Annotated in this window: 12 protein-coding genes; 2 read left to right on the top strand and 10 right to left on the bottom strand. The window is 72.8% G+C overall.

Annotated features, from left to right (window positions below):
- Nucleotide 1: 1 nt before the first annotated feature.
- The 4 genes from F0L68_RS09955 to F0L68_RS09940 form a co-directional block, all read right to left on the bottom strand.
- Nucleotides 2-1,936, bottom strand: a complete 1,935-nt coding sequence (locus F0L68_RS09955) for a sensor histidine kinase (RefSeq protein WP_149849209.1) — start codon at nt 1,934-1,936, stop codon at nt 2-4.
- Nucleotides 1,920-2,627, bottom strand: coding sequence for a response regulator (locus F0L68_RS09950; RefSeq protein ID WP_149849208.1), 708 nt, complete (start codon nt 2,625-2,627; stop codon nt 1,920-1,922). The genes F0L68_RS09955 and F0L68_RS09950 overlap by 17 nt, the downstream gene beginning before the upstream one ends.
- Nucleotides 2,628-2,707: 80 nt before the next feature.
- On the bottom strand, nt 2,708-4,018 hold the full coding sequence (locus tag F0L68_RS09945; protein ID WP_149849207.1) for a carotenoid oxygenase family protein: 1,311 nt from the start codon (nt 4,016-4,018) through the stop codon (nt 2,708-2,710).
- Between the two features lie 45 nt (nt 4,019-4,063).
- Nucleotides 4,064-4,624, bottom strand: coding sequence for a DUF3159 domain-containing protein (locus F0L68_RS09940; protein WP_149849206.1), 561 nt, complete (start codon nt 4,622-4,624; stop codon nt 4,064-4,066).
- Nucleotides 4,625-4,716: 92 nt separating this feature from the next.
- Between F0L68_RS09940 and F0L68_RS09935 the strand changes: the two genes are divergently transcribed.
- Nucleotides 4,717-5,235: a PadR family transcriptional regulator gene (locus F0L68_RS09935; protein WP_149849205.1), complete on the top strand. Its 519-nt coding sequence runs from the start codon at nt 4,717-4,719 to the stop codon at nt 5,233-5,235.
- Nucleotides 5,236-5,293: 58 nt separating this feature from the next.
- On the opposite strand, the gene F0L68_RS43435 is transcribed toward F0L68_RS09935, so the two are convergent.
- Both F0L68_RS43435 and F0L68_RS09925 read right to left on the bottom strand, forming a co-directional pair.
- Nucleotides 5,294-6,139 (bottom strand): peptidylprolyl isomerase, encoded by an 846-nt coding sequence (locus F0L68_RS43435; RefSeq protein ID WP_223198647.1) that lies wholly within the window; start codon nt 6,137-6,139, stop codon nt 5,294-5,296.
- A gap of 97 nt (nt 6,140-6,236) precedes the next feature.
- Nucleotides 6,237-10,523 (bottom strand): glycoside hydrolase family 38 N-terminal domain-containing protein, encoded by a 4,287-nt coding sequence (locus tag F0L68_RS09925; protein ID WP_149849204.1) that lies wholly within the window; start codon nt 10,521-10,523, stop codon nt 6,237-6,239.
- Between the two features lie 113 nt (nt 10,524-10,636).
- Between F0L68_RS09925 and F0L68_RS09920 the strand changes: the two genes are divergently transcribed.
- Nucleotides 10,637-11,863, top strand: a complete 1,227-nt coding sequence (locus F0L68_RS09920; RefSeq protein ID WP_149849203.1) for a cytochrome P450 — start codon at nt 10,637-10,639, stop codon at nt 11,861-11,863.
- Nucleotides 11,864-11,866: 3 nt separating this feature from the next.
- On the opposite strand, the gene F0L68_RS09915 is transcribed toward F0L68_RS09920, so the two are convergent.
- The 4 genes from F0L68_RS09915 to F0L68_RS09900 all read right to left on the bottom strand — a co-directional run bounded on the left by F0L68_RS09915 (nt 11,867) and on the right by F0L68_RS09900 (nt 17,106).
- Complete coding sequence (locus F0L68_RS09915) at nt 11,867-13,615, bottom strand: VanW family protein (RefSeq protein ID WP_149849223.1); 1,749 nt, start codon at nt 13,613-13,615, stop codon at nt 11,867-11,869.
- 355 nt (nt 13,616-13,970) lie between these two features.
- On the bottom strand, nt 13,971-14,264 hold the full coding sequence (locus tag F0L68_RS09910; RefSeq protein ID WP_149849222.1) for a GroES family chaperonin: 294 nt from the start codon (nt 14,262-14,264) through the stop codon (nt 13,971-13,973).
- A 71-nt stretch (nt 14,265-14,335) separates the two neighbouring features.
- Nucleotides 14,336-16,186, bottom strand: a complete 1,851-nt coding sequence (locus tag F0L68_RS09905; protein WP_149849202.1) for an NHL domain-containing thioredoxin family protein — start codon at nt 16,184-16,186, stop codon at nt 14,336-14,338.
- A gap of 65 nt (nt 16,187-16,251) precedes the next feature.
- Nucleotides 16,252-17,106, bottom strand: coding sequence for a pentapeptide repeat-containing protein (locus F0L68_RS09900; RefSeq protein ID WP_149849201.1), 855 nt, complete (start codon nt 17,104-17,106; stop codon nt 16,252-16,254).
- Between the last annotated feature and the right edge of the window lie 70 nt (nt 17,107-17,176).

Genomic DNA, 17,176 nt, shown 5'->3' with positions numbered 1-17,176 from the left:
GTCAGCGCGACGCCGGCAGGGCGATCGTGAACGCGCTGCCCTCGCCGGGTGTGCTGCGCACGGTGACCGCGCCGCCGTGCGCCTCGACCAGGTGCCGGGTGATCGCCAGCCCGAGTCCACTGCCGCCGGTCTGCCGGTTGCGGGACTTCTCCGCCCGCCAGAACCGGTCGAACACGTGCGGCAGCTCCTCGGCGTCGATCCCGATCCCGGTGTCCCGCACGGTGATCAGCACCCGGTCGCGCACCGAGGCCGCCGTCACCTCGACGCTCCCGCCCGCCGGGGTGTAGCGCAGCGCGTTGGTCACCAGGTTGCCCAACGCCTGCCGCAGCCTGGTCGGGTCGCCGGTGATCTCCAGGTCCGGCTCGGCGGTCACGGACAGCGCGAGGCCGGCCGCCTCGGCGCGGGCCCGGTGCGCGGCGACCACCTGCTCGACCAGGTCGCCGACGGCGAGCGGCTCGGTGTGCAGCCGCAGCCTGCCGGCGTCGGCGAGCGCGAGGTCCTGTAGGTCGTCCACGAGGTGTTGCAGCAGCAGGGTTTCCTCCAGCAGCGAGGACACCAGCTCGTCGTCCAGCTCGGCCACGTCGTCCTGGGCCGCCTCCAGCCAGCCGCGAATGTTCGCCAGCGGCGCGCGCAGCTCGTGCGCCACGTCGCTGACCATCGCCCTGCGCTGGTCCTCGGTGCGCGCCAACTGCTCCGACATGGTGTTGAACGCCGTGGCCAGCTCGCCGATCTCGCCCCGGCCCCTGGTGCGCACCCTGGCCGAGCGGTCGCCGCCGCCCATCCTGCGGGTTGCCGACGTCAGCGCGTTGATCGGGCGGACCAGCCGGGACGCGGCCAGCATGGCCACGCCGACCGTGAGGACCAGCACGATCGCCGCCGTGCCGGCCAGCCGCCTGGTGCCGACGGTGGACAGCCCCGTCGGGGTCGCCTCACCGGTGACCTCGTTGGTGACGAACAACAGCGCGGGCGGCGAGACGAACGGCCGCAGCTGCTGGTCGCGGGCCGTGGTCACGCACGCCTTCGCCTCGGGATGGGTGTCCGCCCAGTCCTGGAGGTCCGCGACGAAGGTCGGGCTGGTCCGGTTGAGCTGCTGGTCCTTCTGTTCCTTCGCGGACGGCTTCGCGTTCGGATCCGACTGGTCGACGCCGAGCTTGGGGTCGACGACCAGTCCTGGGTGGCTGTCCCGCTTGAGGCAGTCGTTGACGTAGCCGATCAGCTGGTCGGTCGCGTGCTGCTCGGTCGCCGTGTTGGTGGTCAGGGCCTGGTCGTCGCACGACCCGATCACCCCGGGCGACTTCGTCGAGGTGGGCTTGTCCGGCGCCTGCGTCACCGTCGAACGCGGCGGCGCGACCACCTGCACGGACGCCGAGGTCGGCGCCCCGGTCGAGCTGGTCACCTGGAGGATCGGCCGCCCGTTCGGCGCGTGCGTGACGGTGCCGTTGCCGCCGTCCTTCTGGAGGCAGCCGACGGCGGCGCTGGCCGCTCGTTCGAGGCCGTCCCGCTCGTCGCTGGTGAGCTGGAACGGGCCGACCGCCCTGCTGTCGATGCCGTCCTTCGCCGCGGCGGGCTTGAACGCCGCGTTCACCGACATCGGGTCGAGCGTGGTCGTCGGGTTGGTCGGCAGGGGGCGGCCGGTAGGCCCCGCGGAGTCCAGGACGGGCGCCTTGGTCTGGCTGGTCAGCGCGATCCGCCTGCCGTACTGCGCGGCCAGCGCGCGCACCAGGTCCTGCGCGCCCGCCCACTCGTGGTGCGTCGCGGCGTACTCCATCAGCTTGTCGTAGATGCTGGTGTCGGTGTCCAGGGCCTCGCCGTACTCCTGGCGGATCGAGCCGGACGTGCTCTGCGAGGCCAGCCACGCGGTCGCCGCGATCGAGCAGCCCGCCACCACGATCGACATGGCGAGCAGCCGGATCAGCAGGCTATGCCGGCGTGCCATCGGGCCGCTCCCCCAACAGCTTGTAGCCGATGCCGTACACCGTGACCAGGCTGGCCGGTCTGCGCGGATCCGGCTCGATCTTCTTGCGCAGGTTCATCACGTGCACATCCACCGTCCGCTCGGTGATGAAGCGGTCGAGGCCGTAGGCCTGTTCCAGCAGCTGTCCCCTGGTGAACGCGCGGCCCGGCTCGGCGGCGAGCGCCGCCAGGACGCGGAACTCGGCCGGCGTGCACTCGACCGGCTCGCCGCGCACCGTCACCTCGTGCCGGACCGGGTCGACGGTCAGGTCGCCGACCTGGAGCGACCGCGCACCCGAGGCGCCGCTGCGCCTCGCCCTGCGCAACACCGTGCGGATCCTGGCGACGAGCTGGCGCGGGCTGTAGGGCTTGGTCACGTAGTCGTCCGCGCCGAGGTCGAGGCCGAGCAGCACGTCGTCCTCGGTCGAGCGGGCCGTGAGCAGCACGATCGGGATGTCGGACTCGGCCCGCAGCACCCGGCACACGTCGAGGCCGTCGACCCTGGGCATCATCACGTCGAGCACCAGCAGGTCGGGCTGGCGGCGGCGGGCCTCGTCGATGGCCGCGCGGCCGTCACCGACCAGCACCACGGCGTGTCCCTCGCGTTCGAGGTACCTGCGGAGCAGCTCGGCCTGCTTCGGATCGTCCTCGGCCACCAGCACATGCGCGCACACCCGGTCCATTGTGGCCGGTCAGGACCGGCGGGGGCGGTCGGCGCGGCAAACCCTCATAGGTTCTTCACACCGGTCACCGGTCAGTGGTCGGCGAGCCAGTTGCCGTGGAAGCCCTGCGGCACCCTGCCGGGCAGGTGGACGGTCGCGACCGGCGGGGCGGCCAGGTCGTCCGCGTCGAGGATCACCAGGTCGCTGCGGTCGGTGGCCGCGTCGTGCACGTAGGTCAGCAGCCAGCCCGCGCCGCCGGCCACCTCGTCGGCCGGCGCGAACGCGGCCTCGCCGGGGGTGCGGCCCGGCCCGAAGTCGTGCGTGCTGACCCGGCCGGTGCGCAGGTCGTGCCGGCGCAGGGTGCCGCCGGCCGTGGTGTGCCCGTGCCTCGCGGGCAGGCCGGTGAGCCGGTCGTCGACACGCGGGAACTCGGCGGGCCGGTCGTCGAGCTGCTCCTCGCGGACCGTGCCGGTGCGCAGGTCGATGGTCCAGCGCCACAGCGTCGCGTCGGTCTTCGCGGTCGCGCCGTGCTCGTCCCGCCGCCACAGCTCGGGGTAGCGCATGACGTGCAGGACGATGCGGTCGCCGTCGTCGTGCGCGTTGAGCGTGTGGAAGACGTAGCAGGGGTCGACGGGGAACCAGCGGACCAGGCCGTGTGGGTCGTCGCGGCGCAGCACGCCGAGGCGGGCGCCGTGGCCGTCGTCCCAGCGGTAGGGCATGGTGCCGCTGCCGGCCAGCGCCCGGTCGAACACGACGGGCAGGTCCATGAAGACGACGTGGGCGGCCGTGAGGTTGAAGTCGTGCGCCATGGTCGCGGCCGGCACCTCGACGGCCCGGCTGATCACCAGGTTCCCGTCGGCGTCGGCGCGGTGGTAGGTCAGGTAGGGCTCGTCGGCCATGCCGTAGCCGAAGAAGTGCAGCTCGCCGGTGGTCGGGCAGGTCTTGGGGTGCGCGGTCATCGCGGTGGTGAGCCGACCGCCGAAGTCGTGCGGGCCGACGGTGTCCAGGGCGTGCTCGCCGGCGAGGGTCAGCTCGTAGGGGTAGGAGGACTCGACGAGCGCGAGCGTGCGGCCGGCGTGCCGGATCACGTGGGTGTTGGCCGAGCCCGCGGTGAGGTCGAGGTTGCCGCGCTCGTCGCGGAGGCTGGCTCCGTCGGTGAAGGTGCGGGTGCGGATCCAGCGGTTGCGGTAGGAGACGGCCCTGCCGGCCTCCAGCCGAACGCCGTGGATCATGCCGTCGCCGAAGAACCAGTGGCCGGAGGCCGCGTCCTGCGGGTTGGGGCCGTTGCGCAGGTACCAGCCGGTGAGCGCGGCGGGGACCTGGCCGGTGACGGGCAGGTCGGTCGCGGTCAGCTCCTCGGTCACCGGGGCGTAGTTGCCGGCGAGGTGCGGGGCGGTGGTCATGTGCTGTCCTCTGTTCTGGCTCGGCCGTGCGGTTCCTGTGGCGGGTCAGCGGGTGAGCTTGGCGGCCCTGGCCCGGACGGCGGCGCTGTAGCGGATGGTGAACACCATCGGCAGGACGAACCCGGCGAGCTGCACGGCGATGGCGACGGCGGAGCCCGCGCCGCCTGCGTGGGTGATCAGGCCGAGCGCGACGGCGCTGGCGACGAAGGCCGCTGTCCACACGGACGTGATGATCACGTTGGCGCGGACGAACAGCGGCTGCGTCCAGAACTCGCGCGGCACGGACTGCTTGGCGATGCCGAGGGTGAAGGGCCTGCGGATGGCGAGCGAGACGCCGGCGATGAGCCCGAGCGTGGCGGCGGAGATCGCCGGCGAGTAGGGGTGGATGGCCGAGTCGGGGTTGGTGAACGCGATCACCGTCAGCACGGCGAAGAAGGCGGCCGAGCCGAGCTCGATGATCAGCGCGTCGGCGGAGCGGCCGGTCCGCAGCTGCCTGGCGATCACGCCGACGGCCACGACGAGGGCGGCGAGCGCGCCCCACTGCCAGTGGTCGGTCGGCACGACGGCGTAGACGATCCAGGGGAGGAAGGTGAGCAGGTAGGACATCGGGCGCTCCTCGTTCAACCTGTCTGTTCTGACATGTCAAAACTAGAACGTGCGGTGGCGACATGTCAATAGTGGAAGGTAAGGTAGGTGGCATGAGCCTGCGACACGCGTTGCTCGGACTGCTGTCGGACCATCCCGCGAGCGGCTACGACCTGCTCAAACTGTTCGACACCTCGCTCGCCAACGTCTGGCCCGCCACGCAGAGCCAGATCTACACCGAGCTGACCAAGCTCGCCGACGCCGGCCTGATCACCGTGTCCACCGAGGGGCCGAGGGGCCGCAAGGAGTACGCGCTCACCGACGGGGGCCTCGCCGAGCTGCGCCACTGGCTGGTCGAGACCCCGCCCCAGCGCACCACCCGCAGCGACGTCCTGCTGCGGGTGTTCTTCCTCAGCGTGCTCACGCCGGCGCAGGGGCACGCCTACCTCGCCGGCCTCGCCGCCATGTCCGCCGAGGAGCACGACGCGCTGCGCGCGCTGCACGACTCGATCGACTGGGACGACGGCGGGCTGTCCGTCCACGGCAGGATCGCGCTCGAGTACGGGCTGCGGTTCAACACCATGCGGCGCGAATGGGCCGAGTGGGCGGCCGAGCAGATCAAGCCCGGCTGACCGACTCCCGCTTGGGCTTGGGCCTGGGCTCCGACTCGGGCTTTGGCGACCGCCCGCGCTAGTGCCGGTGCGTGTTGTCCGGCTGGCTCGGATCCCCTGGATGCTCCCAGCCCGGCGCCAGCCGCACGTCCTCGTCGCGGCGGCGGTCCAGCCACGCGGCGAACTCCCGCAGCCTGGCCGCGCCGGTCAGCCTGCGGTCGATCTCGCCGCGCACCGCCGACAGCGGGGCCGGGCCACCGTCGTCGGACGCCAGCACGCGCAGCGCGTGCCAGCCGAGCGCGTCGCGCACCGGGCCGACCACGCCGCCGGGCTCCGCCGCGAACACCGCGTCCTCGACCGGCCCGACCAGCTCGCCGCGCCGCAGCGTCCGGACCGGCCGGCCGTCCAGGTCGTCGGGCACGCGGGGTTCGGCCAGCAGCGCGTGCCGAACGAGCCGGGACGCCGGCCGGGCGAACAGCTCGGGGTTGGCCAGGTAGAACCGCTCGATCGCCGCCGCCCCGGCCGTCACGTGCCCGGTGACCGCGCGGAACACCGCCCGCGCCGCCGGATCGTCCCGCAGCACCGCGGCGGCCACGCTGCCCACGCGCAACAGCGCGGCCCGGCTCGGCGCCAGCTCGGCCAGCGGCGGCGCGGCGCGGACGTCCAGGCCGACGGACTCCCGTGCCACCAACCGTTCCGCGACCAACACCTGCACCAGCCAGCGGCGGAACTGCCGGCCCTCGCTGGTGTCCCTGGCCGGCAGCACGGCCGCCGAGGTCGACGATCGCAGCGCGGCCTCCCGGTCGTCGACCTCGCGCAGCGGCACGGGTTCGCCCGCGACCCACGCCGCGATCAGGTGCCCATCCGCGCCGACGGCACGCGGTGTGGTTCGGCTGTCGTGGTCGGCTCGTTGCGCTGCCGTCATCGGGTCACCTCGACCGACACAGTGCCTGAGGACCGCCGGTCCGCGCAGTCACCGTGCGCTGTGGTTCGGCTGTCGCGATGGGCTCGTTGGGCAGCCGTCATCGGGTCACCTCGACCGACACGGTTTCCGAGTACAGCAGCCGACCCGCGCCGATCACCTTGACCAACGCCCACCAGCGGCCGGGCGGGGTGCCGTGCGGCGGGGCCACCAGGAAGGACAGCCGCGCGTGCCCCCGCGCCGGAAGCTCGGCGCCGATCGACCACGGGCCGGCGAACCCCCACGTGCCCCACGGGCTGATCAGTTGCGCCTCCACCGCGACCGGCGCGTGTGCCGGCGTGGCAACGGTGACCGCCAGCTCGGCGCTGTCGCCGGCGGCGACGCGCACCGCGGCCGGCTGGTCGCGGATCCACATCAGCGCCTCGGCGCCCTCCTCCGACGTGCCGATGAGGTCCAGCCCGAACGGGCCGCTGTCGTCGTCCGGCAGCACCAGCACGGCGACGTCCTCGACGACCTGCCGCCAGCTCGGCGGCAGCCCCTCACCGACGAGTTCCACCTGCGCGCGCACCGGATGCGAGCCGTCCGCGACCACCCTCGGCGCGACCACCAGCACCTTCGACGTGACGTGACCGCCGGCCGGCAGCCCGAACGGCAGCTCGTCCGGCTCGGCCAGCCAGCCGGGCGGCAGCCGCAGCCGCAGCCTGCCGTGCAGCTCCCCGTCGGTCCGGTCGGACACCACGGTCGCGTCGAGCCACAGCCGCCCGCCCGGCTCGACCGCGGCCGTCATCGGCTCCAGCCGCACCGACACCGGCAGCCCGCCGAGCGGCGCGGGCCCCCGGTTGTGCAGCCAGTACCGCGCGTACAGCGGCTGGGCGGGCTCCGCCTCCGGCGCGAGCGCCCGTTCGTCCACAGTGGACTCGACGGTGAGTTCGGGCCGCGCGAGCACCGTGCTCGTCTCGAACGCACACAGCGGCACGGCCACCTCGTCGGCGTCCGGCAGCGGATCGCCCCGCCGTTCCAGCAGGTCTGCGCCGGCCGCATCGGCGAACCGCAGCACCGGCGAGCTGACCACGGCCGTCACCGCCCGGCCGCCGGTGGCCGCCAGCCGCAGCGCGACGGCCAGTGCTGGCTCGGCGGGCTCGGCGGAGCCCCTGGTCAGCGGGTTGCCCGCGGCCTTGAGCGCGCCAAGCGTCACCGCGTCAGCCGGTTCGATCCGCAGCAGCGAACCCCGCGACGGCAGCGTGCTTGCGGCGGCCGAGCCGTTGGGCAGCACCGGCAGCAGCGGATGGCTGAACTCCGCGCTGGACCGCCCGACCCCGGCCGCCCGCCAGTCGCCCCGGCCCGACGCGATCGCGTAGTCGAACTCGTGCGTCCAGTGCTGCTGCTGGAAGTTCGAGCCGTCCGGCACCGTGCGGCGCGGCGGGTTGATCCACGTCCCGGACGGCCATCCCGTGCAGGATCGCAGCAGCGAAGCGTGCAGGGTGCCCTCGACGTCCACGGCGAAGCCGGGAAAGCCCCGGTTGCACAGCGCCACCGTCCGGTCCTCGTACCCGACCTGCCCGAGCCCTTCGGCACTTATGCGCGCCCCTGCGAGCGGGTCTTCGGTATCCATACTCGATTCCGCAGCGATCACGTGGTCCGCGAGGTCGGCGACCACCGCCTCGACGGCCGAGGCGAGGTCCGTGCCGCCGATCAGCAGCACCGGCAGCATGCCGGCGTCGCGCAGGTCCGCGCCGGGCACCCACACCTCGGCCAGCGGCCGCGTCGGCTCGATCCACCGGACCACGGACTCCTGTCGCGCCAACCGTTTCCGCAGCGAGCCGTCCCCGTCGACGCTGTCGAGCACCTCGGCGGTGAACGAGTTCTCCTCGGGGCCGCCGACCGAGATCCGCACGTCCGGCAGGTTCGAGTCGACGGCCAGGTTCCCGTAGCGCGGGCCGGCCGCGCCGCTGACCGTCGCGGTCACCCCGCACCGCGCCAACGCCACCACCAGCCCCCGCACCAGCGGCCCGGCCGTCGTCCGGTCCGGCACCACGATCTCGGCGACGCCGATGGCCCGCCGCGTCCCGCCGACCGCGACCGACGCGGCGGCCGACAGCCCGAACCAGGTGTGCGCCGGGTTGTCCAGCGTCCACGGATGCCGGCCGGAGTCGACGTCGATCAGGCCGAAACCCCGGCCAACCACGGCGTTTCCGACCTCGCTCACCGGCAGCGCGCCGCGCACCGGGCACGGCCAGCGCACCCGCAGCAGCTGGTCGGCCCCGGTGAAGTCCTCGACCCGCGTCGCGCACTCCACCCGGTCGACGCCGTGCCACAGCGTGATCGTCTGGGTGTAGCGCACCGGGCCGACCGCGCCGCGCGCCTCGATCCGCTCGCCGACCGCGCTGCGCAGCACCCGCACGGTCGCCGGGCGCGCGGCCGAGGTGCGCACCGGCCCCTTCGGCAGCAGATGCCACGGCCCCTCGCCGAATCCGGGGTGCTGCGAGTACTCCTCGTACACCGCGAGCTCATTGCCGACCCGCCCGTCCGCGATCAGCTGCCGCCCGCTCGCGCGCTCGACCAGCGAGGACACCCCGCCGCCCCTGGCCGCGTCCACCGTCAGCTCGTAGTGCTCGTTGGCGATCGCGGTGCCGCCGCCCGTGTCGTGCCACCGCGTGACATCCTCGGTCGGCCGCAGCCAGAACGTGCGCCAGCCGAGCGAGGGCACCCGGTCCGCGCGGAAGGTGACCGACCCGTTCTCCGCGACGGCGGGCAGCCGCTCGCCCGCCTCGTCGACCACCTGAACCGGCACCGGGCCGCAGCGCACCGTCACCATGCCGGACCGTTCGACGGTGAGCGGGTTCCACACCACCACGGGCCGTTCCCCGCCGGCAGTGTCCACAATGGACGTCAGTGCCGCGAGCGCGCCGTTCCGCCCTGTGGTGCCCAGCTCGTACGCCTCGCGCCAGCCCGCCAGCAGGTCGACGTACACCTGGTCGGACTCCGAGCCGGTGATGCCGTCGTGGTGCGCGCCGTAGGCCAGCTGCACCCAGGCCTTGGCGAACGCGGCGTCCGGATAGCGCGCGCCCGTCAGCAGGTTCGCGAACACCGCGAACTTCTCGGCGTCCAGCAGCGCGTGCTCGGCCGCCCGGTGCGCCTGCTTGGTGTCGATGTAGGAGACGTCCTTGCCGGTGTAGATCGGGTTCATGTCCCTGGTCTGTGGGCTGGGCTGCTGGCCGCGCTCGGCCAGGTCGGCGCGCACCCCGGCGAAGAAGTCCCTCGGCAGCGAGCAGACGAACCTCGGCCAGACGTACCGGGAGTTCCAGTCGTGGTGGATCGCGGTGACCCACTTGTTCGGCGGCGCGTAGTCGGTGCCGACGGGCAGCAGCACGTGCCGGGTCGTCGCGACCTTCTTCAGGCCCTGAAACAACTCGAGCGCGCCGCGCTCCGCGTCGGCGAGCGAGCCGGCCGAGTCCAGCCGCCAGCCCGCCGAGTAGTGGCCGGTCATATACGAGGTGAGCAGCCCGCGCCCGGACGGCGACAGCCACTCGAACTCGCTGTCGAACTGCATCCTGGTTGGGTCGCCGCCGTTGTCCATCGGCCCCCACTGGTGGAACGGGCCGCGCGCCCACGAGCTGGACGTCAGCCCGGCGTCGGCGGCCAGGCCGGGGAACGCGGGGTCGTGCCCGAAGACGTCGAGCTGCCAGGCGGTTGCCGGGTCCGAGCCGAGCACGTGCCGCTGGAAACCGTTGCCGTGCACGAAGTTCCGGATCGTCGTCTCGGGATGGGTGAGGTTGGTGTTCGGCTCGTTGTACGCGCCGCCCATGATCTCCACCCGACCCTCGGCGAGCAGCCTGCGCAGCACCGCCCGGTCGGCGGGATGGCTGTCCCAGTAGGGCTTGAGGTAGTCGACCTCGGCCAGCACGAAGCGGTAGTCCTCGTCGGCGAGCGCGAGGTCGAGGTGCGCGCGCACCAGGTCGAACCCGGCGAGCTGCCGCGCGCCCCTCGGCGAGCCGGCGAAGTCCACCTCGTCCCACCGGCTCGTGTAGGCGGCCTGGGTGTTCCACCACACCGGGTCGTAGTGGAAGTGGTTGACCAAATGCATGGTCCAGCCGGGCTCGGCGACGGTCAGCGTGAACTCCGCGGTGGCGCGCTCGGCCCCGGCCTCGACGACGGCCAGCGCAGCCAGCGTGTCGCCCGGCGCGTGGCCCGCCACGAGGACGCCGACCTCGACGACGCCGTCCCCGGCCGCCTCGGCGGCTTCCGGCGTGTCCAGCCCGGGGCCCCGCACGGACACCAGGCACCCGGCCGACGCCCCGGCCACGGTGACCCGCACGACCTGGCGCGGGGCGTCCCGTCGGCCGACGAACAGCTCGGTGGACTCGGCTGCGACCACACTCGGTGACATGTGACCCAGCTCACCATCTGTCGGGCCGGCGCGACAGGCCCCACCCAGGGGTTTTCCCCGTGACCTCGCCCGCACGCTTGACCTTGCCCGCGCCGCGCTCCGATCCTGGCCCGATGGCACCGGACGTGTTCGACCCGAGGCGCTACGCCGACGGCATCCCGCACGAGGACTTCGCCTGGCTGCGCGAGCACGAGCCGGTGAGCTGGCAGGAGGAGCACGAGGTCGGCAACTGGCCGGCCGGGCCGGGCTTCTGGGCCGTCACCAGGCACGCCGACGTGGTGCGCGTGCTGCGGTCGCCGACCGAGTTCTCCTCCTGGCTCGGCGCCACGCAGATCCGCGACCCCGACCCCGCCGACCTGCCGTTCGTCCGCCGCATGATGCTCAACCTCGACCCGCCGGAGCACGGCAGGCTGCGGCGGATCGTGAGCCGCGCGTTCACCCCGCGGCGGATCGAGCGGTTCGCCGCCGACGTGGCCGCCCGCGCCGCCGCGCTGGTCGACGCGATCGCCGCGCGCGGCGAGTGCGACCTGCCGGCCGACCTCACCGACGACTACCCGCTGCGCAACCTCGCCGACCTGCTCGGCGTGCCGGAATCCGACCGAGGCGCGCTGCTGGCGTGGACCGACCGGGTGATCGGCTACCAGGACCCCGAGCACGCCACCGGCACGCTCGGGCCCGACGGGCGGCCCGTCAACCCCCGCTCACCGGCGATGCTCGCCGACATGTTCGCCTACGCCAAGGGGCTCGCCGCGCACAAGCGCATGCACCCGGCCGACGACGTGCTGACCGCGCTCGCGCACGCCAACCTCGGCGACGGCGAACTGGAGATGTTCTTCTTCCTGCTGACCGTGGCCGGCAACGACACCGTGCGCAGCGCCGCCCCCGGCGGGCTGCTCGCGTTCGCCGAACACCCCGACCAGCGCGCGCTGCTGCTGCGCCGCCCCGACCTGCTCGACCCGGCCGTCGAGGAGACGCTGCGCTGGCACCCGCCGGTGCTCAGCTTCCGGCGCACCGCCCTGGCGGACGTCTCCCTTGGCGGGCAACGGATCGCGCGCGGCGACAAGGTCGTCGTCTTCCACTGCTCGGCGAACTTCGACGAGCGTCGGTTCACCGCGCCCGACACCTTCGACATCACCAGGGAGCCCGACGGGCACGTGGCGTTCGGCGACGGCCCGCACGTGTGCCTCGGCGCGCACTTCGTCAGGCTCCAGCTGCGGATCCTCTACCGCGAGGTGCTGTGGCGGCTGCCCGACCTCGAACTCGCCGGGCGGCCGCGCCACCTCGTGTCCAACTTCATCAACGGCATCAAGCACCTGCCGGTCCGCTACACGCCGAACTGAGTGCTAACCCTGCCCGCAGACGATCTTCGGCGACGGGTCGTAGCGCACGGTCCTGGTGTTCCGGCTGACCTCCTTGCCGGACAGGTCCTTGATCACCTTCGTGTCGGTGACCGTGAAACCGGGCGCGCCGTTGCCGGCGTGGCAGTTCTGCGCTGGCCCCTGCTTGGTCGGCGGGTCGACGAAGTTCGTCTTCTCGCCGGTGATCGACTCGACCGAGGAGTAGCGCTTGGTGCCCCACAACACGACCTTGAGCGAGGACGGCGTCCAGATCGTCTGGATCGCCACGCCGGTCGGCGAGTCGTTGGTGAACTTCAGGTCGATGACGCTGCTGCCGTCCGGGTTCTGGAACACCGTCGCCTCGCGACCGGCCGGATAGCGGGTGATCCAGTAGCTGTGCTCCTTGTGCCCGGCGTCCTTCATGCCGGCGAAGTACGCGGCGTTGTAGAGCGTCGTGGCGAACTGCGAGATGCCGCCGCCGACCGCCCTGCCCGGCGCGCCGTTCTCGATGATGCCGGCGTCCACGTAGCCCTCACGGGTGCCGCGCGGACCGGTGAAACCGTTGAGGCTGAACGTGTCGCCCGGCTTCACGATCGCGCCGTTGACCTTCTCCGCGACGAGCCGGATGTTCACCCCGGAGTCCGCGGCGAAGCCACCGGTCTCGAACTCGCCGATGACCTCCTTGATGCCGAGCTGGTTCGCGGCATCGGTGGTGATCTTCGCGGGCTTGTGCGCGTACTCCGCCTTGACCACCCGGTTGTCGGGGCGCTTGAGCACGTCGAGCAGGCCGGCCAGGCTCTTGTCCCAGTCGACGCCGACGCCGTCCACGGACTCCTTCACGGCGGGCTTGCCGCTCTCGAAGACGATCGCGGCGTCCTTGCCGTCCTTCTCCGTGTCGGCCAGCTGCGGCTTGACCACCTCGACGACCTTGCCCTGGTCGACCTTCGGGTTCAGCGCGCCGTCGGCAGGCTCGAACGTCAGCGCCTTCGCGATGGCGTCGGGGGCCAGCGTCGCGGTCTTGCCGCCCTCGCCGGTGATCGTCACCGGCCCGGCGACCGAGGGCTTGGCGACCTGCTGCAACGCCGCGTCCACCACGGCCTTGGTGGTGCGCACGGCCGTGGTCACGACCGGCAGCTCGACCTGGCGGCCGCTGGCCCAGTCGGCCACCACCGAGGGCACCGAGTTGGCCACGTCCAGCTTCTGGCCCTGCTTGGGGTCGACCGCGACGGGGTTCAGGCCGTCGAAGCGGACCGTGCCCTCGGTGGGGTCGCGGTCGGTCCGCGCGCGCAGGCCGTCCAGCGCGGCGACCAGCCTGGTCGTGTCGGCGTGCGTGGCGACGCCGACCTCGCGGCTGGTGAAGAACGAGGTGATCCTGGTGACTGGGTTCAGCGGCTGGCTGCCAGCGCGGTCCAGCGTGCCGGCCCAGTCGAGGTTCAGGCCGGCCGAGCCCGGTTCGAGGGTGGCCTGCACGTCGCCCGCCTTGAGGCCGACCGGCCTGGCCAGCCTCGGCTCGATCTGCTCGCGCAGCTTCTGCTCGGCCGCGGTCCTGGTCATGCCGCCGACCTGCACCCCGGCCACGGTCACGCCGCGCGGGACGTTTCCGTTGCTGAACAACACATCCACGCCGTAGAGCACGCCGAGCACGGCGACGGCGGCGATGCCGACCAGGCCGGCCCGCCGCGCGGCCCGACGCCGCCGGTTCGCCCTGTCCCCGTCGTCGGTCGCGGCCGTCCCCGGGTCGGACTGCTCGATCATCACCGGGCCGAAGACCGTCGTGGTCTCGTTGTCCGGGTTCCCGCCGGGCTCGCTCGCCGCGCCCTGCTCGGCCACCAGCGGCAGCGGGAAGGCGACGGTCGGGTTCGCGTCCACGTCAGCGTCCGGCTCCGGCTCGCGCGCAGGCCAGCCGAGGTCGCCACTCAGCGGGGCGTCGGAGATCTGGGTGGTCCGCTCGGTGTCGGTCTCCCGGGGCACCGCCGGCAACGAAATCGTCCGCTCGGCGTCGCCCTCCGGGTGCGTGTGCTTGTCCGGCACTGCTTGCCCTTCTGCTGTTCGACGTCGTGGGGCGTGCACGGGCCTGACTACCCGACCCCGGTCACACAGCGGGCCCGGCTCACAGGTACAGACCCGTGCCGTGGTCGGTGAGTTCCTTGGCCACCGCGTGCACGTCGCGCTCGCGCATCACCAGGTAGGTCTGCGCCTGGACCTCGACCTCGAGCTGGTCCTCCGGGTTGAACAGCACCCGGTCGCCGACCTTGACGTGTCGGACGCCGGTGCCGACCCCGAGCACATCGCCCCAGGCGAGCCGCTTCGCCATCTGTGCCGTGGCGGGAATCACGATTCCCCCGCTGCTGCGCCGTTCCCCATCCTCCGGCGAGATTCGCACCAGAACGCGATCGTGCAGCATCTGGATCTCGAGCTTGGTGTCGGGCACATCAGGAGTCTACTTGGCGAGCTGGACGGCCCTGACCAGGTGTGCTATTGATCCACTTCATCCATGCCGCCCATCAGCAGCGGGAGTCGGCGCGGGCCACCGGGCTTCACCCGAACAGGTACGCCCCAGTCCTGACGGGTGAGCCGGCACACCGGGTGCTCCACGGTCGGGTCGTCCGTGCAGCTGGCCGCCTGGGCGACGACGTGCAGGACGCCGTCGGTGAAGCCCTCGGCGATCACCAGCCTGCGGGTCAGCTCGGTGCCGACGCCGGAGCCCTCGACGAGCAGCTCCGGCGGCGAGCTGGTCACCTCGAGGCGGGTGGACGGCCCGTACCGGTCGTCCAGCTTGGTGCCGGTCGGCGGCGTGAAGATCACCGCGAGATCCAGCTCGCCAGGCGCGACCTCCGATGGCGGGCGGCGCACCTGGTGCGCGGCACCGGCGATCAGCTCGGCGCCGACACCGGGCGCGACCGGCCGTTCGAGCCGGTGCGCGGCCGAGGCCACCACGACCAGCTCGCCGTCGACCAGCACGGCGTCGGAGGGCTCGGCGATGCCGGTGGCGAGCGTGGAGACCTCGTCGGAAACGGGGTCGTAGCGGCGAATCGCGCCGTTGTAGGTGTCGGCGACGGCGACCGAGCCGTCGGGCAGCGCGGTCACGCCGAGCGGGTGTTGCAGCAGGGCCTTGGCGGCGGGGCCGTCGCGGTGCCCGAAGTCGAACAGGCCTTCGCCGACGGCGGTGTGCACGGTGCGGTCGGGCTCGATCCAGCGCAGCGCGGAGGTTTCCGAGTCCACCAGCCACAACCGGTCCCCCGCGGCGGCGAGCCCGGAGGTCTGCGCGAAGAACGCATCCTCGGCCGGCCCGTCGTGCAGGCCCTCCACGGTCGTGCCGGCGAACCGGGAAACGGTGCCGCGCAAGGGATCGAACAGACCGAGCGTGTGGTTTCCCGCCATCGCGACCACGACACCGCCGGCCGGCTGCCACCACGCGACGTCCCACGGGCTGGTCAGCTCGACCTCGGTGGCCGGGCCGTCGGTCGCGCCGTCCCGCCACTGCTCGCCGGTGCCGGCCAACGTGGCGACCTCGCCGGTGCCCAGGTGCACGCCGCGCAGCAGGTGGTTGACGGTGTCCGCGACCACCACGTGGTAGCCGACCCGCGCGGCGATGTCCGGTGGCAGCACGGCGATCCCGGCCGGCTCGGAGAAGCTCGCGAACTCGGCCGGCCCGTCGGCGCGACCGCGCTCCCCGCTGCCGATCCGCCGCAGCACGGTCTCCCCGTCCTCGGCGAGCTCGACGAGCCGGTGATGCGCGGAGTCACTCACCAGCAGCGTGCCCGAGGCCGTCACGGCGACCTTGGCGGGAAACCGCAGCTCGGTCGCGGCCGGCGGCGGCGGCACGTACGGCCCGTCCCCCCGGTGCAGCGTGCCCTTGGCGTCGTGCACGGCGACCAGCTCGGTGATCACCTGCCGCAGCGCGTCCAGGTGCCCCTCGCCTGCGGCCACGTGCACCACGTAGCCCTCGGGGTCGACCAGCACCAGCGTCGGCCACGCGCGCACCGCGTAGGCCTGCCAGGTGGTCAGCTCGGGATCGTCCAACACGGGGTGGTGCACCTCGTACCGCTCCACCGCGGCGGCGAGCGCGTCCGGGTCGGCCTCGTGCGCGAACTTCGGCGAGTGCACTCCGACGGTGACCAGCACGTCGGCGAACTCCCGCTCCAACGGCCGCAACTCGTCCAACACGTGCAAGCAGTTGATGCAGCAAAAAGTCCAGAAGTCCAGGAGCGCGATCTTGCCCCGGAAGTCGCCGAGCCGTAGCTGCCTGCCACCGGTGTTCAGCCAGCCGCGCCCGACCAGCTCGGGGGCGCGGACACGGGCACGGGACAGCCTGGAAGTGGTCACGTGAGGATCAACGCGGGCGGGCGCGACGGGTGTTCCCGTCTCACTGCGTGGACCTGGTCGAGGCGTCACCACCACGCGCCAACGGCGCCGTCCTTCGTCGCGCCGTCCGTCTTGGCGCCGGGATGCGTCACGCTGCCGAGGTTCGCGCCGCTGAGCTTCGCGTGGGTGAGGTCCGCACCGGTGAGGTCCGCGCCGTAGAGGACCGCGCGACTGAGGTTGGCGTCGGCGAGGTCCGCGTGGGTGAGGTTGGCGCCGTCGAGGCTCGCGCCGGTGAGGTCCGCGGTGACGAGGTCCGCGCCAACGAGGCTCGCGTTCACGAGGCTCGCGTCGGTGAGGTTCGCGAAGCCGAGTTTCGCGCCGTCGAGCTTCGCGTTGTTGAGCTTCGCGTTGGTGAGGTTCGCGTTGGCGAAGAACGCGCCAACGAGGTCCGCGCCGATGAGGACGGCGCCGGTGAGATTCATCCCGCGAAGATCGGCACCGCCGAGGCAGGTGCTCTGAAGATCGGTGTTGGTGGACTGGTCCTTGTCGTGGTCGCGGCGGCCGAGGACGGTCAGGGCCGCTCGCGTGTCGAGACTGAGCGACGTCTGAGCCGGGCATCCCGCCGCGACAAAGCTCCCCTGGGTCGGTTGGGGGAGGCCGCCTCGGATGAACGCGGACAACACCTCGACGATCGTCGGCTGGTCTCGAGGCGAGTCGCGAGCGAGCCGCTCAAGGGCGTACACCCCGCCAAGCCGCGTTTGCAGGTGTTCGGGGCCCTGGGTGCCGATCTGGTCGATGGCCTTGGTGTAGCGGTCGGTGATCTGCCCCTGCTCGGCCAGCGCGACCTGGTCGCGGGTCGCGTTCAGCGACTGCGCGGTGAACACCAGCGCCCCCACCGCGGTCAGCGCGGTGATCGCCGAGGTCACCGCCGACCAGTTCAACCGCCGTGGCTCCGCGGCGCTGGCAGCCGGCGGGCGAGGTCTCAGGCGGCTCGATCGGCTCCTGACCGCC

It is taken from the genome of Solihabitans fulvus, assembly GCF_008386585.1.
Classification (GTDB): Bacteria; Actinomycetota; Actinomycetes; order Mycobacteriales; family Pseudonocardiaceae; genus Solihabitans; species Solihabitans fulvus.
This window is presented reverse-complemented; position numbering and strand designations above follow the sequence as displayed.